This is a genomic window from Pedobacter sp. SL55 (assembly GCF_026625705.1).
Classification (GTDB): domain Bacteria; phylum Bacteroidota; class Bacteroidia; order Sphingobacteriales; family Sphingobacteriaceae; genus Pedobacter.
The window spans coordinates 2,121,001-2,145,984 of sequence record NZ_CP113059.1 but is presented as its reverse complement, the minus strand read 5'-3'; the positions used below and the strand labels follow the sequence as shown (position 1 = coordinate 2,145,984).

The 24,984-nt window shown below is 36.1% G+C and carries 31 protein-coding genes; all 31 read left to right on the top strand.

All coding sequences use genetic code 11. The features are described from left to right. Positions 1 to 368 precede the first annotated feature (368 nt). The 31 genes from OVA16_RS09590 to OVA16_RS09440 all read left to right on the top strand — a co-directional run bounded on the left by OVA16_RS09590 (position 369) and on the right by OVA16_RS09440 (position 24,961). Entirely contained in the window at positions 369 to 1,310 is a 942-nt protein-coding gene (locus OVA16_RS09590; RefSeq protein WP_267765184.1) for an XAC2610-related protein, read from the top strand. Positions 1,311 to 1,782: 472 nt separating this feature from the next. Beyond that, positions 1,783 to 2,424: a hypothetical protein gene (locus tag OVA16_RS09585; RefSeq protein ID WP_267765183.1), complete on the top strand. Its 642-nt coding sequence runs from the start codon at positions 1,783 to 1,785 to the stop codon at positions 2,422 to 2,424. A gap of 90 nt (positions 2,425 to 2,514) precedes the next feature. Beyond that, the gene (locus OVA16_RS09580) at positions 2,515 to 3,549 is read left to right on the top strand and encodes a leucine-rich repeat domain-containing protein (RefSeq protein WP_267765182.1); all 1,035 of its coding nucleotides are present in this window, start codon (positions 2,515 to 2,517) and stop codon (positions 3,547 to 3,549) included. Between the two features lie 27 nt (positions 3,550 to 3,576). Next, positions 3,577 to 4,083: a hypothetical protein gene (locus tag OVA16_RS09575; protein ID WP_267765180.1), complete on the top strand. Its 507-nt coding sequence runs from the start codon at positions 3,577 to 3,579 to the stop codon at positions 4,081 to 4,083. A 36-nt stretch (positions 4,084 to 4,119) separates the two neighbouring features. Beyond that, entirely contained in the window at positions 4,120 to 4,938 is an 819-nt protein-coding gene (locus OVA16_RS09570) for a hypothetical protein (protein WP_267765179.1), read from the top strand. A 122-nt stretch (positions 4,939 to 5,060) separates the two neighbouring features. Further along, on the top strand, positions 5,061 to 5,627 hold the full coding sequence (locus tag OVA16_RS09565) for a hypothetical protein (protein ID WP_267765178.1): 567 nt from the start codon (positions 5,061 to 5,063) through the stop codon (positions 5,625 to 5,627). A gap of 21 nt (positions 5,628 to 5,648) precedes the next feature. Next, positions 5,649 to 6,809: a hypothetical protein gene (locus tag OVA16_RS09560; RefSeq protein ID WP_267765177.1), complete on the top strand. Its 1,161-nt coding sequence runs from the start codon at positions 5,649 to 5,651 to the stop codon at positions 6,807 to 6,809. Between the two features lie 2 nt (positions 6,810 to 6,811). Beyond that, the gene (locus OVA16_RS09555) at positions 6,812 to 7,447 is read left to right on the top strand and encodes a hypothetical protein (protein WP_267765176.1); all 636 of its coding nucleotides are present in this window, start codon (positions 6,812 to 6,814) and stop codon (positions 7,445 to 7,447) included. Between the two features lie 371 nt (positions 7,448 to 7,818). Beyond that, complete coding sequence (locus OVA16_RS09550) at positions 7,819 to 8,568, top strand: energy transducer TonB (protein ID WP_267765175.1); 750 nt, start codon at positions 7,819 to 7,821, stop codon at positions 8,566 to 8,568. A 5-nt stretch (positions 8,569 to 8,573) separates the two neighbouring features. Beyond that, positions 8,574 to 9,119 carry a hypothetical protein gene (locus OVA16_RS09545; RefSeq protein WP_267765172.1) on the top strand — a complete coding sequence of 182 codons (546 nt, stop codon included), beginning with the start codon at positions 8,574 to 8,576 and terminating at the stop codon, positions 9,117 to 9,119. Further along, positions 9,116 to 10,852 carry a DKNYY domain-containing protein gene (locus OVA16_RS09540; protein ID WP_267765171.1) on the top strand — a complete coding sequence of 579 codons (1,737 nt, stop codon included), beginning with the start codon at positions 9,116 to 9,118 and terminating at the stop codon, positions 10,850 to 10,852. Before OVA16_RS09545 ends, OVA16_RS09540 begins: the two co-directional genes overlap by 4 nt. A gap of 90 nt (positions 10,853 to 10,942) precedes the next feature. After that, positions 10,943 to 11,293 carry an SMI1/KNR4 family protein gene (locus OVA16_RS09535; protein WP_267765169.1) on the top strand — a complete coding sequence of 117 codons (351 nt, stop codon included), beginning with the start codon at positions 10,943 to 10,945 and terminating at the stop codon, positions 11,291 to 11,293. A gap of 24 nt (positions 11,294 to 11,317) precedes the next feature. Further along, entirely contained in the window at positions 11,318 to 11,752 is a 435-nt protein-coding gene (locus OVA16_RS09530; protein WP_267765168.1) for a hypothetical protein, read from the top strand. A gap of 30 nt (positions 11,753 to 11,782) precedes the next feature. Further along, positions 11,783 to 12,580, top strand: coding sequence for a hypothetical protein (locus tag OVA16_RS09525; protein WP_267765167.1), 798 nt, complete (start codon positions 11,783 to 11,785; stop codon positions 12,578 to 12,580). An 11-nt stretch (positions 12,581 to 12,591) separates the two neighbouring features. Beyond that, positions 12,592 to 13,323, top strand: a complete 732-nt coding sequence (locus OVA16_RS09520) for a hypothetical protein (RefSeq protein ID WP_267765165.1) — start codon at positions 12,592 to 12,594, stop codon at positions 13,321 to 13,323. A 136-nt stretch (positions 13,324 to 13,459) separates the two neighbouring features. Next, positions 13,460 to 13,795 (top strand): hypothetical protein, encoded by a 336-nt coding sequence (locus tag OVA16_RS09515; protein WP_267765164.1) that lies wholly within the window; start codon positions 13,460 to 13,462, stop codon positions 13,793 to 13,795. After that, positions 13,785 to 14,363: a hypothetical protein gene (locus OVA16_RS09510; RefSeq protein ID WP_267765162.1), complete on the top strand. Its 579-nt coding sequence runs from the start codon at positions 13,785 to 13,787 to the stop codon at positions 14,361 to 14,363. The genes OVA16_RS09515 and OVA16_RS09510 overlap by 11 nt, the downstream gene beginning before the upstream one ends. 108 nt (positions 14,364 to 14,471) lie before the next feature. After that, positions 14,472 to 15,422 carry a hypothetical protein gene (locus tag OVA16_RS09505; protein ID WP_267765160.1) on the top strand — a complete coding sequence of 317 codons (951 nt, stop codon included), beginning with the start codon at positions 14,472 to 14,474 and terminating at the stop codon, positions 15,420 to 15,422. A gap of 16 nt (positions 15,423 to 15,438) precedes the next feature. Next, entirely contained in the window at positions 15,439 to 16,017 is a 579-nt protein-coding gene (locus tag OVA16_RS09500) for a hypothetical protein (RefSeq protein ID WP_267765158.1), read from the top strand. A 2-nt stretch (positions 16,018 to 16,019) separates the two neighbouring features. Next, on the top strand, positions 16,020 to 16,178 hold the full coding sequence (locus tag OVA16_RS09495) for a hypothetical protein (RefSeq protein WP_267765156.1): 159 nt from the start codon (positions 16,020 to 16,022) through the stop codon (positions 16,176 to 16,178). A 3-nt stretch (positions 16,179 to 16,181) separates the two neighbouring features. Next, the gene (locus tag OVA16_RS09490; protein WP_267765154.1) at positions 16,182 to 16,526 is read left to right on the top strand and encodes a hypothetical protein; all 345 of its coding nucleotides are present in this window, start codon (positions 16,182 to 16,184) and stop codon (positions 16,524 to 16,526) included. Positions 16,527 to 17,027: 501 nt separating this feature from the next. Beyond that, entirely contained in the window at positions 17,028 to 17,237 is a 210-nt protein-coding gene (locus tag OVA16_RS09485; protein ID WP_267765153.1) for a hypothetical protein, read from the top strand. Beyond that, positions 17,234 to 18,019 (top strand): hypothetical protein, encoded by a 786-nt coding sequence (locus OVA16_RS09480; RefSeq protein ID WP_267765152.1) that lies wholly within the window; start codon positions 17,234 to 17,236, stop codon positions 18,017 to 18,019. Before OVA16_RS09485 ends, OVA16_RS09480 begins: the two co-directional genes overlap by 4 nt. 20 nt (positions 18,020 to 18,039) lie before the next feature. Further along, entirely contained in the window at positions 18,040 to 19,596 is a 1,557-nt protein-coding gene (locus tag OVA16_RS09475) for an SPFH domain-containing protein (RefSeq protein ID WP_267765151.1), read from the top strand. A 136-nt stretch (positions 19,597 to 19,732) separates the two neighbouring features. Further along, the gene (locus OVA16_RS09470; RefSeq protein ID WP_267765150.1) at positions 19,733 to 20,938 is read left to right on the top strand and encodes an ankyrin repeat domain-containing protein; all 1,206 of its coding nucleotides are present in this window, start codon (positions 19,733 to 19,735) and stop codon (positions 20,936 to 20,938) included. 71 nt (positions 20,939 to 21,009) lie between these two features. After that, entirely contained in the window at positions 21,010 to 22,359 is a 1,350-nt protein-coding gene (locus OVA16_RS09465; protein ID WP_267765149.1) for an ankyrin repeat domain-containing protein, read from the top strand. Positions 22,360 to 22,380: 21 nt separating this feature from the next. Next, the gene (locus OVA16_RS09460; RefSeq protein ID WP_267765147.1) at positions 22,381 to 22,734 is read left to right on the top strand and encodes a hypothetical protein; all 354 of its coding nucleotides are present in this window, start codon (positions 22,381 to 22,383) and stop codon (positions 22,732 to 22,734) included. Between the two features lie 620 nt (positions 22,735 to 23,354). Beyond that, complete coding sequence (locus OVA16_RS09455) at positions 23,355 to 23,660, top strand: hypothetical protein (protein WP_267765145.1); 306 nt, start codon at positions 23,355 to 23,357, stop codon at positions 23,658 to 23,660. 18 nt (positions 23,661 to 23,678) lie between these two features. Then, the gene (locus OVA16_RS09450) at positions 23,679 to 23,990 is read left to right on the top strand and encodes a hypothetical protein (protein ID WP_267765143.1); all 312 of its coding nucleotides are present in this window, start codon (positions 23,679 to 23,681) and stop codon (positions 23,988 to 23,990) included. 140 nt (positions 23,991 to 24,130) lie between these two features. Further along, positions 24,131 to 24,496 carry a hypothetical protein gene (locus OVA16_RS09445; RefSeq protein ID WP_267765141.1) on the top strand — a complete coding sequence of 122 codons (366 nt, stop codon included), beginning with the start codon at positions 24,131 to 24,133 and terminating at the stop codon, positions 24,494 to 24,496. Positions 24,497 to 24,517: 21 nt separating this feature from the next. Beyond that, positions 24,518 to 24,961: a hypothetical protein gene (locus tag OVA16_RS09440; protein WP_267765139.1), complete on the top strand. Its 444-nt coding sequence runs from the start codon at positions 24,518 to 24,520 to the stop codon at positions 24,959 to 24,961. The last annotated feature ends 23 nt before the right edge of the window (positions 24,962 to 24,984 follow it).

Genomic DNA, 24,984 nt, shown 5'->3' with positions numbered 1-24,984 from the left:
TTGCTAAGTTGCATTGAAAGATCACTGTTTGATGCCAAGATCGACCGTCAATTCCAGTGCCAGCCCAATCAAAAAAACAGAAGCACAAAAGAAAAATTGGCACTGCCAAACCTTAAACGCAGTGGTTTTGTGTCTGCGTCCGTAGAAGCTTTTGTTTCTCACTAACGAACAAAACAAAGTGCCGCTGTTTTTTTGATGAGCGTAGGTTTGTGAAAAGGCACCTAAGGGATTGACAAGCATTTTTGGTTACTTTTGATGCCTCAAAAGTAAAATGCCCAGCGGCAAAGAGCTAAATATGAATTAACATTTACATCCTCACAATGAGCTTTTCATTAGAAAAAAAACCGATTTAGATAATTAAACAACCAATGAAAAAAATACTTATCATACTATTATCAGCACTGTCTTTTTTTGAGGTAAAAGCGCAAGAAGCTAAAGTTACTTCGATTATAAATTTTACGGGAACAGTTGGCAACTACCCTATCGAGATGAAACTAGAGCTAGACCAACAAACGGATAGCGTAGCTGGCGAGTATTATTACACCAAAAACAGCAGTTTGCAAAAAATCTTATTAGAAGGCATTTTAGAAGATGGCACACTAACTTTACAAGAAGAGGTTTACAATGATAAAAAAGGGCATTATGAAAAAACGGGCAGCTTTAGGTTAAATTATGTAGATCAAATTTATTTAAACGGTAATTGGCAAAAACCTGGCGAAAACGCAAAAGAGTTAACGGTAAAACTTACTGCCAGAGAAAATTTAAAGACATTTAGTCCATCTAGCTATGTTTTTCAATATACTAGAAACCGGGTTAAATTAGATTACTTACCTGCCGATGCGCAATATTATTTCAATCTGCTTTCGTTAAAGGTTTTTGTGAATAAAAGTATGCGTTGGGCCTTTGTAGATTTTGATGATGTGTACACCAAAGAAGCTGAAATTATATTACAAGATTTGAATTTTGATGGCTACTTAGATTTTAAAGTTCCTATTTACTACCCCGGTTTGGCCAAAGGCGATTATGCTTATCGGTATTTTATCTACCACCCTGCCAAACGTGGCTTTATCCAAAACAAGCAATTAAACGATATGGGCGTGGTATTTTTTGATGCCGTTAAAAAAGAAGCCCAAACTGTAGATGCCGATGGCAGTGGTAATGAAGGAACCCAATATTTTAAATGGCAAAATGGTAAGTTGTTTATCGTAAAAGAAGAACGAGTGTACGAAGATGATCCCTACATGCATTACACTTACTATAAAATCGAAAATGGGAAATCTGTTTTAATTAAAACCGAAAAGAAAAAGTAGTAAGCTCAAGAATTTCTATTTGCCATATCAACTTGAAATAATCGTATTCAATTATGATTTTCGTTGTTAGACGAGATTTTCTTTAAAGCACCGCCATTAACCATTGGCTTTCTGGCATAGTAACACTACCATCATCCCGAGCTTGTAGCCTGTCCCCAAACATTGGGAGACGGATCTTTGAATGGGGTTTTATTGAAAGTAACGTAAAAAAACTTAAAAAAGCTCTCGACTTCGCTGCTCTCTGCTCGAGATGACTGAAAAGGTGTGAGTTACTGTCATCCGCATTAATTTTACGTAATAAATTACTTTTTAGTTTTACGCCATAGCCACGTGTTTATTCAAAATTTCAAAAAATCTAGTTTACGAATAATAATTTTAAAGCAGCAAATCTTTAATAAATACAAGCGAATAATAAGCTTCGCATAAATTGATTTTCTAGAAATGTATCTTCATTCATCTAATATTTAAACAAATGGAAAACAACAAAACAGTAAACCTTGCCGAAAAAGCAAAAGCCATTGCCATTACCCTAATCGGAGCCGGCATTTTTAGTCAAGGTACATTTTATTTCAAAGCACAAAACAGCTACAACATTCCCCGAATATTATATCCTGTTTTTGAGCTACTGGGCCACGTAGGTTTAGCCGTTGCTATGCTATTTTTAGGCTTAGCTTTGGTTTATTGGGCGTATACCAAATGGAAAAACGGAAATGGTAAACCAAACATTTTTGGGATGATTGCTGTTGCCGCTTTTGGGCTGTTCTTCGCTATTTTATTGATTACAGGCAACAAGAAAACCACAACAGAAGAATTGATGAAAGCATCTGAAGAAGCTAGAGCTAAAGGCATAGAAAAAATTCAGGCTACGGATAAACCAGATTTCGGCATACCAGAAGTTGACGCACACTTTGCCGCTTTTGAAAAATTATTGCAAGAATATAAAGCAGCTTACAAAAATGAAAACGAGCATGAAATGGCAGCCAAACAAAATGCTTTTATAGAATGGAACAAAAAATCGGCAGAACTGATGCAAAAACTACAAACACCAGAACAAAAACAACAATTTTCGCAGTATTTAGGCAAACTAAGCATGCAGTGGCAAGCGGCTAAGTAAAGGTTGTTACGCAAAAAAAATCCCAAAATAAGCAACAAGGCTTTTCTTGAATACAAGAATAAATAGAAAACAAGCTGATAAAACATCATCATGAAAATAAAATCGACTTTACTTTTTTTAATGATCTGCATTGCTGCATTAAGCTTTGCACAAACTAAAAAACCAATTAAAAAGAAAGTAAATAAACCGATTACAGCAATAAAACGTGAGCTGCTACCGGAACCAATAAAAGAGCCAAAACCTTCGCAATATGGCAGCAACGCAGATCCGGGCATGTATTTAACAGAAGCACCAAGGTCAATTGGGATTTCGCTAGCCAACGGAAAAACCATAGCTGTTTATAAAATTTCGGAAATTGCTGATGTAGATTTTAAAATAATTAAAAGATTTTCATTAAATAATCGCTATACGAAAAACGTTGATGAGGCAGAATTAAGTACTTTAATATCAAAAGTATTTAACGAAGCTGAGCAACTGGAAGAACTTGAATTACGCAATGCAAAACTAAAATCGCTGCCCGAAATTACACGATTAAATACGAGCCTAAAAAAACTTTCGGTAAGCGAAAACGAGTTAGAAGATTTGCCTATTGGCTTTGAGAAATTAGTGAATTTAGAAGAACTCAACATCGATGGAAATAAATTTAAGGTATTACCCAACAGTTTAACTAAACTCAAAAAACTCACATCAATTTCGATGGAAAAAAACCCGCTTTCGGTGTTTCCTAATCAGTTGTTTGAGATACCTAGCTTAAAAGCTTTTTACATTTACAAAAGTGATATTGCCGAGTTGCCAAATAATTTCAATAAGCTGCCAAACTTAACCGAAGTGGTCATTCAATCTACTAAAATTTCTACACTGCCATCGTCTTTTGCTTTGCTTACTAAGCTAAAATCAATAGCGCTCGAAGGTAACCAATTCAAAGATTATCCAGCCAGCATTTTGGCGTTAAAAAGTTTATATAACGTTAATTTAAGCAACAATCCAATTGACAAAGCCTTGTTCTTTAAATCCATTGCAAATATTAAGTGGCGTGGCTTATTTGCCATTTATGATATAAATTTCACTAAAAAAGATTACGAAGCAGTACGAACAAAGCTTAAACTTATTGATGTTTATTATTAGTTGATTTGGCAAAATAATGATTAAACGATGAAAAAATTAAAAGCCATATTTTTTAGGGATGTAGATCAAAATCAGCTTTTTTCTACGCTCCAAAAGTTGATGCTGATCAACTTTGTTTCGTCTTTTTTAGCTTTAATTGATGGAGGGGCTGTGTTTTTCATTCCCATCATCATCGGTTCGTTTATTGTTTATCAGTTTTACGAAGAAAAGCAACGCATCAAATTTGTTGTTTACTTTTTGCCATTTATCTTTCTGTTTATCTTTTTTACGGGTGGCGGTGGATTTTTTATCATCCAATGGTTTGAAACGTATGGATTAGAAGATTACAAACAACTTTTTGTTGGCGTTTGGAGTGCCTACATCGTTTTACTTTGCATTTGGATGCTGTTTAAAGTAAAAATAAAAATCATCCACGTTGTGTTGCTAAGTACATTAATTCCTATTCCATACCTACTAGGTTTAAATGGAATAAATGAACATGTGAGTGGTTTTTTCTTTTTCTTTTATGGAATGCTGTGCTTTCTATGGTACTGAGTTTAATTTTCTCCCAAAAACCAATTCTAATCACCTATGAAAATATTTAAAATCTGCGTCTTCATCATCGCCTTGGCTACCAGTTGCGATGCTAAACCAAAGCCCTTAAAAACGATAAAAGGCCAAATGAAGAATGTGTTAAACTTTGATGCATCAACCAAAACCATCCATGTTTTTGTAGCACTTTGCGATAATAAATATCAAGGCATAGTACCAGTACCAAAAGCCATTGGCAACGGACAAGACCCTGCAAACAATCTATATTGGGGTTGTGCTTATGGTGTAAAAACTTATTTCAAAAAAAGCAAGGAATGGAAATTGGTAAAAACCCAAAAGCTTGATAAAATCAGGATGGAGCGTTTGGTGTTTAAACACATCAGCCAAAATTATTATTTAGTTGCCGATGCTTATGATGGCCAATACATTAAAAAAACAACTACAGATTTTTTGTTCAGTGCCGCTGGTCAGCTAAAAGACACCATTAAAGTAGGAGCAACAACCATTGGTATCAACGGCAATGCAAAAATGGTGGCCTACATTGGGCACGATGGTTTGATGGATTTTCAGCTGAACGAAAATTTCGCTAACGCCGATGGCAAACAACGCGATGCAATTATTCTAGCCTGCATTAGCAAGAAATATTTTGCACCACATTTAACCGCGGCAAAGGCAAACCCAATAGTATGGACCACCGGGCTAATGGCTCCCGAAGCTTACATTTTGCATGATGCTTTGAGCAGTTACGTTGTTGGTGGCACTGCAGAACAAATACGCAGCAAGGCAGCCATGGCCTACACCAAATTTCAAAAATGTAGTTTAAAGGCATCCAGAAATTTATTGGTAAGTGGCTATTAAAATTACATCTATTAAAATTAAATAAAACGAACATCGAAAAATTAAAAACCCTAGAAACCGACCAAAACATCATTAAAAAGTACGTTGGTGTTTCATCTTTTGGGAAAAACAGAATAGTTTATTTGCCTTTATTTGTAGGTATAGCACTTTTAATGTTTGTGGCAATGGCTATTTTTAGCAACCTCACCGAAACCATTGGTATGCCAACAATTATTGCGCTATCGGTGGTAAGTATTGTTTGTTTTGTGCTGGTAAAAGTAATTTCTACAGCCACAAAGAAAAAACTAATGAGCCAAACCACTGTTGCACCCACTTGTGTAGCCAAGAAAATTGTAGGTAACGATAATGCCTTAACTTATATCTGCATTTATACCGCCGAAGAACATAGACACGATGAAGCTTTTATAGAACGCATAGCGGAAAAAATTCTAATAGCCATTTCAAATCCTCAAAGTGCAGCAAATAAGGAAGTAGCAAATTTCTTTCGTCCAGATTTTCTAAAACCTAATGAATTTGCAAAAACCTTGCCCCTAACATTTACCGAGCAGGTTAAAGTATGGTGTAAGCAGGTATCTTTTGTTGGTACATCTACAGCGTTAAAGCAAAATTTAATAGACGAGCAAGACAAATTTGCCATGGTAGCCATAGTGCCAGAAAATGCTCGTTTGCTATTAGATTATTACAACTAACCTCTTAATTTAAACATCACTATGAAAAAAACAATTTTTACACTACTACTTTTTGCTACAGCCAACGTCACATTTGCACAGCAAAAGTATTACCCTTTTAGCGTTAACGGCAAATACGGCATTACCGATACTTTGGGTAATGAAGCAATAACGCCAACGTACAAATACGCAACGCTTATCGCTGCCAAAAGCAATATTTATCTGCAAGATTTTAGCGATAAACCTGATATTATTTTTAACACCAAAACTGGCGCAAAGCAAGTTTATGAAAGTGTTTATCAAGGTAAGGTACAAATAAAAAACGTGCCTTATTCTGTGGTAACCAGCAAGAGTAAGACTTTTTTGCTAAGTGAAGAAACTGATAAAATTATTCCATTTAGCAGAGATTACGATGATTTTTATCCTGCCGGGAAATACATTATTGCCAACTACCATGCGCAAGACCCTTATGTAGCAGGTGGTAAAGATAAAAACGGCAAGTTTTTACCTCCTAAAATTAGGAAAATGAGAAAGCATTTTGTAGTGTTAACCAATGATGAGAACTTAAAAACTGTTGTAGATAAAGGTTTTGATAAATACCTACCGCTTTACAAAAGGCCAGAAGAAAAGAAAGAAGATGGCATTGTAAAGGTGGAGACCATCACTTTGTCGTTACCTATTAAACAAAGCAGCATTGTATTCGATTATATTATACTAAGTGAAGGCAACAACCACAGGTTATACAATGCTAAAATGGTTTTGATAAAAGCTTTTGTTTTGGCAAAGCCCGATGAAGAGAAGTTGTTTGATTATGCTGAAAAACTGTTAAAAGTTAAACTCAGTACCATGGCAAGTGAACAACACGGTATGGTTAGTGCTCCGCCAATGATGGCTTCTCCAAGTATGGGAAGAGCAAGGAATTCGGAAAAAGAACCTGAGGTTAAAAAACCATTTAAGCCTTTCTTTTATCTTAAAACTTTACAGAACGGCAATACCATTTTCGCTTTGCAAGAAACAGAAGAAATTAGCAAGCGCATTTTCGAAGCTAACGCAAATGTAAAGGTGCGTTTGTACGAACGTGGACATGAAATTACGATTAAAACTGAGGGGAAGGAAGACAGCGTTTTTTATTATAACCCTACAACTGGAGATATTTATTTGCCAAAGGCTTATTTAACAGCATTAGCACTAAACGTTTTATAAATATGAAAAATTTAAAAATAGTGTTACTGGTTGGCTTAATTACATTGTGCTATGCTTGCCATGATACAACGCAAAACAACGATGAGCAAGCTGTGGAAGCTGCCAGTACAGATACTACAAATTTAGCTAAAGCAGATGGAGTTACTATTGAAACTACCCCTCCTGTTTTAGAGCAAGCCCCTACCGAAGAAGCTAGCATAAACTACAGCGATAGTATCAATTTTGAGCGATACAAAGTTGAAGCTGAAAAAATTGAGGGAAGAGCCAATTTAGATTGGGACAGCTACCCAGAAGCCAAAACTTTTAGAACTAGAATTATACAGGCTTACTCTATCAACGAAGTTGATTTTGCTGGTTATTATGTTACATCGATTTTTGGTTGTGGTGCAAGTTGCTTAATGGGCTTTATGGTTGATGTAAGAGACGGCAAGATTTATGATTTGCCCTTAGGTGAAGAAAACTCATGCTTTTTTGCTGAAGATAGAGCATCGTACAATTGGATGAGCCGTTTGTTTATTGCTGCCGTTTGTAAAGAAAATTTAGAAGATAAAAAGGTTTACTACAAAGCTTATTTATGGGATGAGGACAAAAAAGAATTTGAAAAAGTAGAACAAGAGAAATTTCTAGTTAAGAAATAGATATCGTGTTTTAGGTGCGGGCTTTTCTCCGTCATCTTCAGCCCGGCCGAAAGATCTTTTATGCTTTTTCTCTCACCTTGGCGTCATCGCCAACGTTCTAGGTAGAGATAACTAAAGTTGAGAAGTTAACCTTTTTAAATATGACTGTTAAAGATTTAAACACGTTGGCGGGGACACAAAAACACAAGAAACTAAAAAATTGAACGCAGGAAATTTGTAAAGCATTAAGCGCTTTGCCGGGTTTTGCTGCCAAACGCACCGAACCTAGGTTAATTAAACCTGACAGCAGCGAGCACGAGCGCAGCGAAGTAAAGCGGATGGCAGGGCTGCAAAACCAATGAAATACTAACAAACATTTACCAAAAATATACATGAAAAACAAACTAATTACCACCACCATTTTATGCCTTTGGCTGTGCGGTTTTTGCCACGCACAAGGCACCACGCCAGATTTCGCCTTTGCCTTGGGTAAAACCAATTACTTTATTGTGTTGAGCAATGGCAGCGCAAAAGCGCAAAACGATACGGCTTTTTATAATTTATACCGATTGGGCAAAACCCAACGAATTGGCAAAGAAATAAAACACGTAGTAAACAGAAGCACTGGCGATACGCTTAAAAGTGGCAGTTTTGAAACCAATGATCATCAAATATTTTTCTATGTAAAAGAAAAAAGCAAACCCTCCATATTAAGGTTATATACACAAAATGAAAAGGGTCTGCTTTCGCTTAAAACAGGTATATCAAACTTTGTTGCACCACCATTGCCTGCACCTGTTGGTCCAGTACCAAGATACGATAACACAGGCCACCCAGATAAGGTAGATGTTCCTGCTGAATTTCCGGGCGGGATCAACAAAGCCAGAGAGTTTATTGCCAATAATTTGATGTACCCAGATGAGGCACAAGAAAACGAGATTGAAGCCACAGCCAAGGTAAAATTTGTGGTTGAAAAAGATGGCACTGTAACCAATATACAGTTAGAGAAAAAGCTGGGTTACGGCTTTGACGAAGAAGTAATGAGGATATTTAAAAGAATGCCAAAATGGAAACCTGCACTACTTAAAGGACAGCCTGTAAGATCGCAATTTGCCATGCCAATTAGTTTTAGGCTGCATTAACAACGATGAAGGTTTTAAAAATATTGGGCATTGCTACTTTGGTATTTATGGCCATTATAGTGCTAATCATTGCATTGATTTGGGGAAGCATTGAATGGAACCGCTACAGCAAAAAGAAAGAGGCCATTCGTTATCAAAAAGAAGTTTGCGATACGATAAGGACTGTAGTTGGTAATTTTGAGCTAAAGGTTGATGGTTTTATGCCTAAAGAACTAAAGACGATTAAATTTTACCTTAAACGGGATCAACTAATTATCAGAGATACCACCATCAATTTTACGGCCGAAAATGATCTGGAAACCCAAATGCTTACCATTCCTTTTAAGATATGGGATGTGAAGGATTGGATCATTGTGGTAATTAAGGATAGAACTTACTTGCTTTCGGGCTTTAGTTACATAGCTTATTACAACTATGGTATGTTTGGTCCGGTTGGTCCTTGCCAATGCGGAGGTAGTAGCTACCAAAACGTAAATGGAAAGCCTGCAGGCTCGGGCTGGTTACTAAAAAAAGAAGGACTGTTGAACTATCAATTACCACCTAGAAAATGAAATCAATAAGAATAGTCACTTCACTTTTAATCATTTTTGCCATGGAAAACTGTAACGCCCAAGATACCATTCCAACAAAATTAACACCACCAGAAAGTTTACAAATAAAAATTAACCCAGCGCCATTTATGGATAATGGGCCACTGTTGGATAGCAGTTTGCAAGAACCTCAATTTTTAGTGAGCGGTTATGCTTTTTATCCGAAGCTAAAAAAGATAGCTTATGTAAAAAAATTCGTTCATCCAATGTCTAGCTCGGGTTATGGTAGGTTATATTACGATGAAATTAAGGGTATTGATTACCATAGCTTCGAAATTATTAATTCCGATTACGCTTTCGCGAAGGATAAAAACACTTATTATTTGATGGGTGAGCCTTTAAATGTTCAGCCAAATAATCAGAAGATATTCATTGATAATTATTACAGAAACATTCGTATTGTAAGTGCCAATAGCACTGTACTTTTAAGGCCTGGCCTAAACAAAGTTGATAAATACATTGATTACAAGCCACTTGGCGAGGTGGTTTATCAAAAAAATGATAGTCTTTTTTTGTTTGATGGCCAAGGAATGGAATACATTAAAGAGCCAAATTTTGATGCACCTTCTTTAAAACAAATTGATTGGAGGTTATACCAAGACCACAAAAATTTATATCAAACAGCTGATAACAAAATAGATAAAATTGAAAATGAACAAATTGTAAACCAACATTACTTTAAAAAAGTAAAATACGGAACGAGAGGTGGAGATGAGGGGCTGACTGTATTTGTGGGGGAAAAAAATTTTTATAGAGGCTACAGAGGCTTAATGAATTACAAACTACAAAACTATCATTTTATACCCAACAGCAACTTCTACGTTTACAATAGTTGCCTCTATTTTATGAATGGAAGTAGTTTTAATGCAATCGGTGTTTCAGCCAATTCAATTTTAGATTTTAATGAATTTGATGAAGGTTTAAACGACCCCAAAGCTTTACGTGTTAATTATACCAAAACAAAAGTATTAAGTAGAGATATTTTAGTTTATGCTGATAAACTAATGTTTAAAGAAGAGGATATAATTTCAGTAGACCCAAAAATTAACATCGCCAATTTACAATATGCAGGTATTTTGCCCGATGCTTTAGAGAAAATCATTGAAAAGCAATTTGACAAACAATATTTTTTTCATAATGATTTATTGAAAGACGACAAGGATTATTATGTGATCTATCGCAATAGTTTAACCAAGGTAAACAAAGCCAAATTAAGTTCATTTAAATGGCTTAACGAATTTTACTACACTTACAAAGGCACTTTGTTTGGTCATGAAGATTTTCGATATCTTAACTATAACGACCCTAAGTTAAAATTAACCGATAAAACCATCAATTTTAGTAAGCTAAAAGTATTTGGAATGTATTTTACCGATGGTATAGATATTTGGTACAAAAGCATAAAAACAGATAAAACCGTAAACGAGGTTACCATTGCACAAAATTACAACACAAGGGCTTTTTCTATACGACAAACCATAAAAACCTTTAACCTAGAAATTCCAAACATTGCTTTTAGTAAACTTAAAGAGGTAGAAAATACCGAATTTATTACTGATGGTACCTATCTCCTTTTTAGAGGAAATGTGATTGGTAAAATTGATGTTAAAACGCTAAAAGTATTGGCTAATAATTATGTAGAAGATGCTACTCAATATTTTTTGAGTATTATGCCATCAGCAAAAAGGATTTAAAAATTTAAGCTATAACGCAATACTAACCTATGCCGAAAACATCCTTTTATTGGTAATAAACAAATGATTAAAAACATACACGATTAAAATATGAGCTTTACCAGCAAAATAGAAAAACTGCAAGCCGCAACTAAAATTAAAATTCCTGTACTTTATATAAGCTTTTTAAAGCAGATAAACCATCTGCAAACCTATGAAATGCAAAACTCGGCAATTTCGTTTTATGCTTGCGATCTTTTGCTTGAGCGAAACGAGACCTACGAAGCAAAAATTTATGAGCCTAATTACTTGATGATTGCGCAAGATGGAGATTTAGGATATTTCATTAAAACAGGTACAGAAACTATTTACTCAAATGATTTGGGCGCTTTAGGGTCTCTTGAGATGAAAATCGAGGCACCAGATATTAGTGTCTTTTTGAAAGAAATTGAAGGCAACTAAACCATTGAAATTTAATTAAGTCACATGAACCACATCTCCAAAACCATTAACAAAGCAGTTTTTATACAAATTATCGGCACCATTCTTTTGGGTTCAGTCTTTTATGCCCTGTTTTTTTCTGTAACAGAAACTGTAGATTTTTTTAAAGTGTTGTGGTTTCCCCTTTTTGTAGGCTTTTTTACCATGTTTTTCTCAGGTAAGTTCATTGGAAATTCTTTTAAGCCAACTTTTAATTTTAAAGTTTGGCACGGCATAGCCATCATCTTTGCTTTGCTTTTTGTTGGCATTATCGCTGGTGTTTTAGCTATGCAATTTCTTCCAGACTGGCATATTTCAGATAATGTTCAAACTATCATTTCTCTGTTATTAATCTTTCTCACATTCGGCGGCTTACCCACTTTAATAGTTTGCATTTGGTTGGGTTATAAATTGTGTAAAACCTCAACCCTTAAAACTTAAATTCATTTTAAAATACTACAACAGATAACTATGCAAGAACAACAAAACAACGGTTTAAACCAAAATCATCCAGAAATAGAAAAACCGGCAAAACCCAACAAACGAAAAAAAATAATTTGGACAATTGTTATCGTTACCCTTGTAATTGGAGCTTGTACCTTCGCTTACCTTTATGGCGAGTATAAAGCTCGACAAGCTTATTACGACGTTGCCGATACTGAGGCTTACCCAGCAGACAGTGTACATGTTGATGGCTGGGCCAGCCCCGAAGATTATGCCAACTGGAAAAATGCAACATTTCCTATCCCACAGTACGATGATATACCTACACCCTTTAAAAGGGGAATTGTTAAGATTTTTTTAGACAATGGTTATCTAAATGGCAAAGAAGGAGATGATATTTATTTCTTCACCAAAATTAAAGATCGTGCCTACCGTGTAATCGCTTACGGAGATTTTACTGGTCAGGGCGACCGCGAGATGGCTTTTGTATTAGAAAACTCCGATTTCGAGAGCAGTGCCATTTTTATCATCCCACAAAATGGTAACATCTTGTACTGGAAAAAACTAAGCAACGAGCTGCCTACCATCAAAAGTTTTAAAAAAGGAGCTTTAATTTATCTAAACGAAATGAAGTTAGTTCCAGCACCCAATGATGGCATCATCAAACAAACCAAAAACTCAAAGTACGTGCTCATTTATAACAAGCAAACCAAAACTTTTGATGAGTATTACCAGTATACCGAAGATGACATCAAAAATGCGCAAGAGACAGAAGAAGGTGACGAACCCGAAGAAACTGCAGATACAATTGTGGTAGAGCAATAACATTAAATAAAATGATACTATTTTTTCTCTTCTTCGTGTTACCACTACCCCTGCTAATTTTGTTTTTTGTGCGCAGCAAAAGCCGAAAAGCCAAATGGCTTATTGGAGTTGCCATGTTACTTTTTTTAGCCTTTGTAAGTTTCATGGCCATTGGCCTTTGGAGTATGGATGTAGAAGATTTATATGGCGATAAACAAGAAATTTTTTGGGAAGGAAGTTCTGGTGATACTGTAAAATTGATTGACCACCATACGCAAGTGCATTTTGCAACAGGCATCCTTAAAAAAACATGGCACCGCATAAATGTAGCAGCTAATGGTAAAGAAGCTGACATTGTTGGCTGGATTGAAAATGAAACTGGATTGTATTACGTTGAAACTGAACAAAAAATTAAGAATGGTGTAATAACCATTACAGTTTTTAGTCCTAGAGATGCGGCTTATTTTATTGGCGCATACCCAGATGAATTAACACTAGAGTTAAACTGGATTGGAGAAAACTTTGCGCAATACAAATTAAAAGCTATTTGTGAGCACCAAATACCACAATTAGAAAATGGTCTGGCAATGTTTCAGCAAGCTAAAAAAGATACATTAGTTTATCAAAACAAAGTTGATGGTAATAACCTAACCATTTCTGTTTTGGAAAAAAAAGGCAACAGAAAAGCAAAAATCTACAGAAAAGGCGACGGCAAAAAAGCAAATTTTGAAGCGCTAGCTTATGATCAGTTTCGGGAGAAATAAAGTGAAAATATAAGTAAAAACTAACCATCTCGTCATTGCGAGGTACGAAGCAATCTATCTTACAGGAAAGATTGCTTCTGCCGATGAAAATCAGTATCTCAGTGACGAATATTGTGCTACCCAACGACTTAAAAAAATGGACAAAAAAATAAAAATAGGCACCATTTTCCTCATAGCAACTTGGCTTTTTACAGGCATTTATGCCGATGATGAATTTGGAGAACACAGCATGTTTTTAAAGTATCGCCCAACATTTCAATACTATTTCAAATCTCCTTTGGGCATGCAAGATATGCCCGCAAGCTTCCCGCTAAAATTAGCCGTAGAACAAGCTACTTACGATGAGTTCATCAATCAAAAACATTGGAGCGACAACGATTTCTTAGCAACTACCTTTTGTGGTGTTTTATATCTGGGAACAATTTATTTGATGATTTCCGGCCTTTTAAAACAGTTTAAATATGAAAAATAAAACAATATTGCTGCTGTTTTACCTAACTGTTTCGGCTTTAATGCTGCTTAACGTTTGCCTCTACACTTCCGCAAAAATGAGCTTTGCAGGTTATTGGAGCGATAGGGTCATTTTCTGGATTTGGCTTTTGGCAACACCAGTGGTGGTTATCTGTTTCTGGAAAATAATATGGACTAAAATTTATTTTTGGTTGCTTTTAACAGGATTAATCCTTAGTGTTTTGCCAATGGCATTGCCGTTTTTTGGCATTTTTTTATCAGGTACAGGTAGAGGCCGATTAAACCATTTTAGTATAGAAAATAATATTCGTGTACAAACAGTAGCCTATGGCATAATGGGCAGGCCACGTTTACAAATTGTTAAAGATGGGTTATTGTTTGATAAAGTTTTATTAGAAGATGTCGATGAAGTTAACAAGAACGACAGCACTTGGCTAGAATTTCGAAACGCAGCAAATGCCAAATTCATCAGCCAAAGTGATACCAGCATAACCATCAAATATTTTTTCGAAAAAGATACGCTGCAAACCGAACACGTGCTAAAGGAAAAAACATCATTTAATTATTGATTTATTTGAACCACAAAGACACAAAGAACGCAAAGAAAATTTAATTCAAAAAATAAAAGATTTTATGGAAAACCGCTATCAATCCTATCATTAAACAAAAACCTAGCTATGAAAAAAATTTATCTTACCCTAACCCTAATTTTAAGCATTTTTACTACACACGCCCAAAATTTTGATGTGCGTAAACTTACCCTCAAAAGTGATGTAATTTTGCTGTACGACCAAGACAGCATTGCTTACATAGATGAAGTAATTAACGATCATACAACTAATCATTTCTACCAACTTAAAGCGGTTACTCAAACAATAAAAAACTCAGCTAGTTTCAAATTTACCAATGCCAAATTACCATATCTCTTAGAAAACGAAGACTACTTCAAAATCTACCAAAAAGAGGATTGTATGGGTGTAGGAAAAGTTTTCGATGGCGTTAAACGTAAATTCTACGGCATGTTATTCCTTCAAAAAAAAGGTAAAAACTACGAGGCAATTGGCACGGTACAAAATGACGATCCGCTATCGGTTTGGCAAGAATTAATCAAACAGATACAAAGTGTTTCAACGCTCGAAAAAATTAAAGACCCAAAAGAGCGCTACACCAAATCTATCGATTGGTTTTTAGACAATAATACTTTGCCCGATGAAAATTTCATCAAATATTACAAACAAAAAGGCATCCTTAAAACCGATACTGCACAACTTACCGAGCAGCAATTAGCAAGAGCAAAAGGCTTATTTTTTAACGGCAACGAAACCTTTTTAGATTTAATTGCCAGCACCAACCAAACCGAAATAAGAGATTATTACCTGCAAAAACTAAAAGATATTGTCTTTCAATCAGAATATGAATTTGGCGATTGCGTACGTTTTAGGCGAATTGTCTGCATGCTTACCAAAGATTTTAACGAAAATTACGACGACCTAAACCGCGTACTTTCCGATCTGTTAACCAAAGACGAACTCGAAAGCTACGAAAAGCGCCCCATCATGAACCACCTCATCGATTTGATAGAGAAAAAAACTTACCAAATTGGCACATTTTCTGCCAGTAAATTATAACCTAAAAACCCTGATAATGTATAAAAAACTTTACCAGTATTTATTGCCATTAACCAGCGTAGTGGCTTTTGCAGCTTGCCAAAATGGGCAAAAACAAACTACAGCAATAGCAGATACAGTTGTAGTGCAACAGCCAGAAAAACCAAATATGGATCAGCTAGAAACACCTTTGCCTGCATTTCCCAATATGGTCTATAAAGTTGCGCAACTTATTCCGCAGTATTATGATATTGATTTAGAGGCCGAAGGCGATTTAAACAATGATGGCCTTGCCGATAAAGCCTTAGTATTGATAAACACCCGAGATACAACCGCACAACGGCCAACTTTGGTTTTGCTAAAACAAGGCAATGCGTACAGCGTAAACACCATTTCCTATACTGCTTTCGATCCAAAATTTAGAGAAGATGGCTTTAAAAATTACGATTACGAAGAGGTAAGTATCGATAGTGGAAAATTAGTAATTAAAAAACAGGCAATGGGTCCCGCAGGCAGTATAGAAAGCACCTACAAATATATGGGCGATGATTTGGTTTTAACCTACATTACTACTTTTAATATGGGCGCCGGTATGGCCAAACCGAGCAAAAATTAGATTTGTTAAAAGGAATTTACGAACAAACAAACATTAACACCATGCTAGAGGATATGCCCAGCGAAACTACCACTAAAAAATATAAAGTGCCATTTGCGCTGTTTAAGAACGCTGATCCAAACCAAATCATGATTGAAGCTTTTGGAAAAGTAGGTAACTAAACCATGAAAAACTATTTACTTTTCGCTACCATTTTACTTTGCCTTGCTTGCAAAAATCCGAAGCAGCCAGGTACGCCTATTAAAATTAAAACCGAAGTAATTACATATTACACTTATGGCGAAATACCACCGGCAGGCTATGTGTATTACGATACCACGTTTACCATGCCGCTGTACGCTTTAACCATAAAAAACATGGGCGGTTGCGAACCTGTTGATATAAATTACGATTCACTAGAGCTACACAACAGAAAAACAGCGGCCTTAATGAGCAAAAAATTCGGAAAAAATTGGGCGCTAGATTTTGAAAAACAAACCAAATTAAAAATTATAGTGCCAAATCTGTAAGCTGCTAAAATTGCTAGAAAAGCAAATTTGTCACCATGGGTTAACGGTAGTCCCGCTATTGCCTATAGCCTTTGCTCGTACCTCGCTGCGGGCTATTTGGCGCTATCGGGTTTATAATTTAAAGCTTATGCAGTCAAAACCCACCCAAATGCATTAAAATTAAGTTAATAGCCCCGACATACGCGGAAATACCCCGATTTTTCTTCTGGGATTGTAGCATTGGCGGGACCAAACACAAATAGCAGCACAAGTTTTGCGCTTCAAAAAAATAAATCAATTGGTTTTATTGCCCTAAATTTTGGTATCAACTAATGGGAAAATAACAGCATTTATTGCCACATTAATTGTTTAAATAATCCTTCAAAAATTTACGCTCTTTATTATTTAAGTGTTTCTAACAACTTCTGTTTGTATTGGTACTTGGTTTGTAGTTAATAAGCTGCCTAAAAAACAATTTAAAACCAAAGTTGGCTTAATTGCTGATGATTTAATGCTAAAATAATGTCTAATCCGTTTAAAAAAATAGTGCAAAACGTTAAAGTTACAAAAAGCACCATGTTTGATGATGGTATTAAACAGCAAGCCGAAGTGGCCACCAAAACCTGCAGAAGTTGTGGAGCGCCACGACCTATTAACACCAATTTGGTGTATTGCAACTATTGCCAAACACCGTTTATGAACATCGACGCCAACATAAAAGCCGAAAAATGAGCCACGAATTACAGGAAACCATCAACCGTTGGAAAACCTATCTGCAAAAGATAGAACAGCGTTTTGACCAATCGTTGCAACAAGCCGAAGAAACTTGCAAAGATTTGCTTGTTGAAAGTAATTATGACTATTACGAAGTGATGAAAACCTGGATGGCCATTAAATCGCAGATTTATGACATCTCTAAAAGTGTAACCCAAACTTGGGAACAAAAAGTATTTCCGCAACTGCGTTTGCATACCAATTTCGATTTGCCAAGTGGCTTACACGAAAGCGATTTTACCCTCTATCTTATCAATAAACTCGAACAATTTGAGCGAAAGCTCGAAGCCGATTTGTCGCAAACTTTCTATAACCACGCTATTCAATCGGCAAATCAGCAGTTTTTTTGCACCCAATGTCATTCGCCTTTGGTCATTAAAAGCAATATTTTTAGGGCACATTATGTTACTTGCAACTATTGTCAGGCAACCAATACTTTCACGCCCGATACAAAATACGCACAGATTGGAGGCAACATCATTGATAATATCGTGGCAAAAAAATGTGAGCATTTGTATCAGCAAATGCAAAACTCTTTAAATGTGATCCAGAACCAACGTCCGCCGGTTGCAGAACAGCTGTGGGACAAATACAAAGCCGATTATTTTTATTACTACGAAGCCTATTTTACCGAACGGATGAAGCTGAACGAGGACGTAAAAGACCGTTTTGATGCAGATATGCAACGTAAAAAAACAGAATACCAACAGTACGAAAATCTACATAAAAAATCATACTAAACCTTTAAAAAACAAAACCTATGGAAACTATTAATGGAATTACTTTTGAAGATTGGGCTTGTGCCTGTGCCAATTTAGCTGGCGGAATGCCCGAAAACGAAGTGCTAAATGTATTGGGAATTGAATTGCCGGTTTGGCAAAAAACCAGTGACGAATGGAGTGCAAAATTGGGCGATATGATGGCTGAAGATATGAGCATTGCCACTAAATATGCCGAATATTTTACCAACCCTAAACAAGGAAAATTTGCCGATGCCGGTTCCACTACAATGTCATTGGCTGATGCTTTGGCGATCGTTCCTGATTTTGATGCTTATCAAAAGATTTTCTGGCAAATGAGCAAAGGTGCAGAAGTTGGCGTAGATGGCATTCAGGTGTTGCAAACTTACGGGCTTACCCTGCAAAGTTGGGCTTCGGTTGGGCAACATTACAGCCAAATGCAACACCAAATGATGGACGAAAACCTGTCGCCAGAAGAACTGAAACGCAATTATGATTTCCTTACCCAAACCAGCGAAAAATGGCAAAACCATTGGGACAATCATTATAAAGATAGTAAGGCAGATTTAGCTGGAGATATTGATTTTTTAATTTCACGCGAAATGGGAATTACAGAAACCATCAAAGAGCAGTTACGGTCGGTTATCCAATGGGAAAAACCGCAAGAATACCAGCTTTTCTACAAATTTACCGACAAAGGCGACGAGATTAAAAATGCGTCAAAGCTTATTCTGCAACCCGGACAAGGCTGTATTTTTACCCACGAAGGAAAAATTGAAGGTGTTTTTGAAGCTGAAGGTTTGTATGACCTGAAAACTGAAAACACGCCATTTTTTACCACGATGAAGAAAATGCTAAACGCCTTTGAAAGTGAACACAAAGTGGGCATTTGGTTTTACCGCAAAGCGGATATCAATAACATCCGTTGGGGAACTAGACTTCCGATTAAATACAACGACCCGGTATATGCTTTTCTGGTGCATTTGCGTGGTTATGGCAATTATACAATCCGTATTTCTGATGTGAAATCATTTTTTGTGAACATTTTGGCTGGGCAGGAAGATTATTTTAGCTACGAATTGCAGGAGTTGTTCTTATCTCGAATTACGCAACCTATTTCCAATTATCTCGCCAATGCCAAATTTTCTTATGCCGAAATTGACAGCCATATCGAGGAAATTGCAAAAGAAGCACAGCAAAAATCGCTTTCTGTTTTTGAAGATTTAGGATTTTGTTTAATTGATTTTCGTATCGAAGGCACTTCATTTGACGAAGAAACCAATCAGCGGATCAACGAAATTTCAAATGTTCAGGCAGATGTTCACGCCTCAAAAATTGCCGGGGTTGATTATGCCCAAATGCAACAGCTCAAAGCAATGCGAGATTTGGCAAAAAACGAAGGCACTGCCGGAGCATCAATTGGAATGTTTGCCGGAATGAATATGGCACAAAACATCAACCCAAATCCTCCAAGTCCAGATTTAAAAACCAAACTCAAAGAACTGAAAGAATTGTTTGATGAAGGCTTGATTGACGAACAGGAATTTAAAGAGGCTAAGGCAAAATTGCTGGCTTAAATTCCGAATATGATCAATAGAAAAGTAATAAAAAGCATTTTTAACGATACAAAAGCAACTGGTTAAAGCCGTTGTAAACCCATAGAATTAATTCATTAAATCCCGAAGGGATGAAATGATTATAAAATAAAAAGCAATGTCAAACCTAACCCTAAGAGAAGCCTTTACCAACCATAAATTTATTTTGGTTGATGAAATGCTGAAAGAAAACCCTTCTTCGTACAAAGAACTTAACAATTGGGACCAAAATTATCTGGTTACCGAAGCCTTAAAACAAAAATCATTCAGCACCATTTTTACACTGATAGGCGAAAAATTGGTAGAAACGGATGTGTTTGAGCTAGATAGTTTTTCGGGCAGTTTTATCGAAACCGTTTTGGCAAATATTTCGTTTTATTCGCAACCTATTTCGGCTTTTAACTACGAAACAATTGCTAAAGAAGAACCGAATGAAGAAGCTTTAAATTTCTTGGAGAAATTTGCTTCAGCGATCGAAAATATTGATGAAACAATTTCGAACACCACCATTTTAAAATGGGCGTTAATCAAAAAATTGCCTGCAAAAGCCATCGAAATTTTAATCAATAAAGGCTGTAAAGTAAATGAAATTGATGCTTCCGAAAACTCGATGTTGCATCTGGATTTACCTGAAGAATATTTCGGAATGCTCATTAATTATGGACTAAATGTCAACCACAAAAACAGGGGAAACGTTACCCCATTGCAAAAAGCCATTGATGCAGGCAACAAAAATGCGGTACGAATTTTACTCGAAAACGGAGCCGATGCACAGCACAAAGACAACCGTGGTAATTCGATGTTTTATATGGCTTTGGTAGATAAAATCAACTATGAAATTTACGATTTGCTGTGTGAATTTGACAATCCGAATTTTGACGAAACCAATACCGATGGCGCTTCGATGCTATTTGAATACATTAGAAGAATAGACGGTTATTTTAGCGAAAATTCCTTGAAATATTTAGCCAAACTGCTAGAACAAGGTGCCGATTTAACACATAAATGTTTGTACTACGGAAGTCCCACAACACCTTTGGATATGGCAATTACCAAACCTTTTGCCCTTTTTGAAGTTGTGCTCAATTATTTGCATGCTGATGTTAACGAACAAGATGATAACGGAAATACCTTACTGCACAAAGTATGTAATGTGAACCTAAATTTTGAAGCCGAAAAAGCCAAAGACATTTACAGAAAAGCAAAGTTATTATTAGAAAAAGGTGCAGATGTTTCTATCAGAAATGCTCAAGACAAATTACCTCTGGATTTGGCAAGTAATGATAATTTAAAAGAAAAAACCGTGAAACTATTGATGAGTTAGGATTTGTGAATGATGATTAATTCAGAAATCCCCAATCCTAAATCCGCAATCCTAAATCAATAAAAATGTCGATGTCATTTATATTAGCCTGCGAACAAGGCAACCGAAAAATAGCAGAATTAATACTGCAACAAGAAGTAACCGATGTTAACTATACCGATGAAAAAGGCAGAACCGCCTTGCATTATGCATCACACCGTGGCTACATCGAAATTTGCGAAGCTTTGCTTGCCAAAGGTGCAGACATTAATTACGAAGACCGAAATGGAGAAACGCCACTGTTTTTTGCCACTTTGCAAAATCAAACCGAGGTAGTAAAATTGCTTTTGGCTAAAAATGCCAAAGGTGATATCAAAGATTATCAAGGTAACAATTTGCTACACATTGCCACCCGAAACGGACAAAAAGTGCTCTGCGAATTGTTTTTAGCCAATGGTTTCGATTTGGAAAGCGTAAACAACAACGGCGAAACGCCTTTGATGGTTGCTGTGATGCATGCTAAAAAACCGTTGATTGATCTATTCATGCAAAAAGAAGCCAATGTTTTTGTGACTACTAAAGACAGAAACAACTTATTGCATTTGGCTCTGCAGAGCGGAAATTTACCCATCATTAAACTTTTGCTCGAAAAAGGAATTCCAGTAGATGAACCTAATTCTGGTGGAACAACACCTTTACTTTTTGCGTGTTCCAACAACAATATTATGCTTACCAAATTGTTTTTAGAGTTTGGAGCCGATGTTTTTCAGACCAATAAAAACGGCATTTCGCCCATTTATTATGCCTGTGCTTACAACCAAAAGCAAATGGTGCAGTTGTTTTTAACGCAAGGTCTGGATGTCAATTTTCAAACCCCAACACAAGGAGCCGTTACCTTGGGCAGTTACCTCGATTTTGTGGAAAGTGCTCAAGATTTATCGTCAGATAGTTTGTATCATTTGAGCAGTAGCTACACTTCCGGAGGCGAAAGTTTATTGCATTTGGCGGTAAAAAACAGTCATCTGTATATGGTAGAATTGCTATTGAAAAACGGTGCAGATGTAAACATTCAGGACGAGTCGGAAAATACAGCCTTGCATTATGCCTCTTCCAACGGCAAAAAAGATATTGTTGCCCTTTTAATCAAAAACGGAGCCGATGTAAACCTGACCAACGTACGCGAACAAAAGCCCTTAGATTATGCCAACCAAAGAGGTTTCAACGAAATTGCCGCAATGATTTTGCAACAAAACCCAAGCGATACTGCCTTGCCAAAACAAAATCCATTAGCCAATAATCCAATAGATTTAACGCCAAAGGCATCTGTTTCAAAAGAAGATATCAAAGCGAAATTAAAAGAACTGAAAGAATTGTATGAAGAGGATTTAATCTCCGAAGATGAGTTTAACGAAAAGAAAAAGGAGCTGCTAAGTAGAATGTAACGGCGTGCAAAAAACTAACCTATGAAAATTTACCTAATTTTTGCAGCCATGGTATGTTGTTTGTCGTGCCAATCGCCTAGCCGGCCAAAACTGCCAAAACAAATAGAAAAGGAAATGCTCACGTACTATACCTATGGCGAAATTCCGCCGGCTCCTTATATTTATTACGATACCACTTTTAACCTACCACAGTACAGCCTAAAGATAAAAAACATGGGTGGCTGCGAGCCTATAGGCGTAGATTACGATAAACTAGAATTGCACAACAGCAAAACTGCGGCCTACTTGAGCAAAAAATTTGGGAAAAATTGGGACAAAGATTTTGAAACACAAACCAAACAGAAAATTATGGTCCCAATACCACTAGCAAACTAAAATTAAAAAACTAACATATTAATTAGAAAAGCAAGGTTCAGCAACATTTGGGCAACAGCAGCCCCGCTATTGCCTATAGCCTTGCTCGTTCCTCGCTTCGGGCTATTTGGCGCTATCGGGTTTAAAAAACAAAAGCCTATACAATTATTTAAGGTTGCATTAAGGCCAAGCAAAAAGTCAGAATATGTAGGGGTAACCCTCGCAATTACCCTAAACTGATTGTAGTCTAAAATTTATTATTGGGTAGTTGCAAGGGCTACATCCTATATAATTAACGCGATTTTGATATTTTATATTTGATGATCAAATAGTTATACAAACAGTAGTTAAGCGGCTTATCATTACGAGGCACGACTGCGAAGCAAACAATTTTAAAGCGGCTTTTTTTGCCTGCAATAGTTGTAGGATTGCTTCGTACCTCGCAATGACGGATCAAGACCCATAATTTACGTTAATTACTATCAGTTTTGTGAATAAAATTTGTGCAAGTAGTGCCCAGCCAAACGCTTCAAAAGAAGTTAAATAGCCCCGACATACGCGAATTCCGATTTTATCGGAAGTAGCATTGGCGGGAACAAATATAAATAGTAGCACGACTTTTGCGCTTCAAAAAATAACGAATGGAAAAATTTTGGACCAAAGCCTTACTCTTTAGCCTAGGCTTGTTTGTTTTGTACTGCGTTTCGCTGGTGTTTTTGTTTAATTCGCCGCGAAGCATTCCGTATTTAACAGACTTGGCCAACCACTATATGTTTTGGGCGTACTACATCAACATGTTCTTACTTTTTATTGGCATAATGGTATTTATTGTTAGGCTTTTAAAAAAACTGGAGCATAAAAATTTCTTAGCTTGGCTAAGCTTTAACCTTATCGTTATCATTATACAATGGTTGTTCCTTGCGCTACTTGGTGGTTCTATGGGCTAAATAAATAAATACTATATAATGAAAAATAAACTCCTTAAACACATCCTAATTAGGCTAAGCATTAGCGCTATTTTATTGCTTTTGTTGCATTTGGCACAAGTTGATTACACCATTAACGCTAATTTACAAGCCATGGGCTGGAATGGCAATCCCACTTTATTTATCGGCTCAATTGTTCTTCTGATATGGGTAGTTTACCTCATTGTAGAAATGGTTAAACTCTTCAGCAACAGGTTAAAGTGGCTGGCCATTTCAAATATTGTATTAATCATTTTAATCTTTTTAGGTTATGGTTTGATCAATATTTTAATTGCAGTAACGCGGTGTTAATCGACAATGTGTTAATCAAATAATAAGTCAAATGATGCTGATATGAGTTGAGTTGCCACGAATAATAAAGCAATGATTTTGATTGTTAAATATCAGCTACCTTGATGTAAGATGTTAAAAGATGGTGATGTAAACTGGCAATGAAAAGCACTTTTTTTACACGTTGTGCTATTCCCTTCAATCATCTTAGTAAGATTATTATGGGGCCGTTTCTATTTTCCCAGGCAGCAAATGCTCAAAATATTAAAATTTATACTGTTAAAGATACAATGGCGTTGTGGGACAAAAAATATAAGAGCAAAATTAATTGGGGTTTTTACAAAGTAGATATGGACAGTAAAACTATACAAAAAAAAGGTTTTGCATTTGGAAATGGCGATAAAGCGCCAGATTTAACCAAACTAACAAATTTGTTTAAAGATGTACCAAAAGATTGGTTTCCAAATGGCAGTTTGAAGTTTGTTTTCGATAAAGATTTGACTGATAAATACAAATCAGGAAACTAATAGCTAATTTATAATCGAACCATGAAAAAAACTGCTAAACTCATACTATCGCTCGTACTGCCATTATCAATTATTCTATTTGGTACAGTTACCTATTGGCGTTATGTAGCTGTTGAAGATGGCCCCGATGAATTTCTGTATGGTTTTCCTTTACCAGCGATCTGTAGCGGATGGCATACTTCGCTCTCGTTACAAATATTTGTTTCGGAATTAGTGTTTAATTATCTGTTTTACTTCACGTTTTTGATGTTGGTAATAGGCTTAATTGACAGGTATTTGAAACCAATAACGGTAAAAAAGTATATAAAAATTGGGCTGTATGCTTTAGCTATGGTGATATTGCTTGGCTATGGATTTGTATTCGCTAACCCAGATCATATTTTTAAAACTGAGCGAGATTTTAACTACCAACAAACACGAAGTGGATTTAAGTTTTTATGGCAGCCAGATGAGAAAATGCAATAAATTGTCTAAATACGTTTTAATAG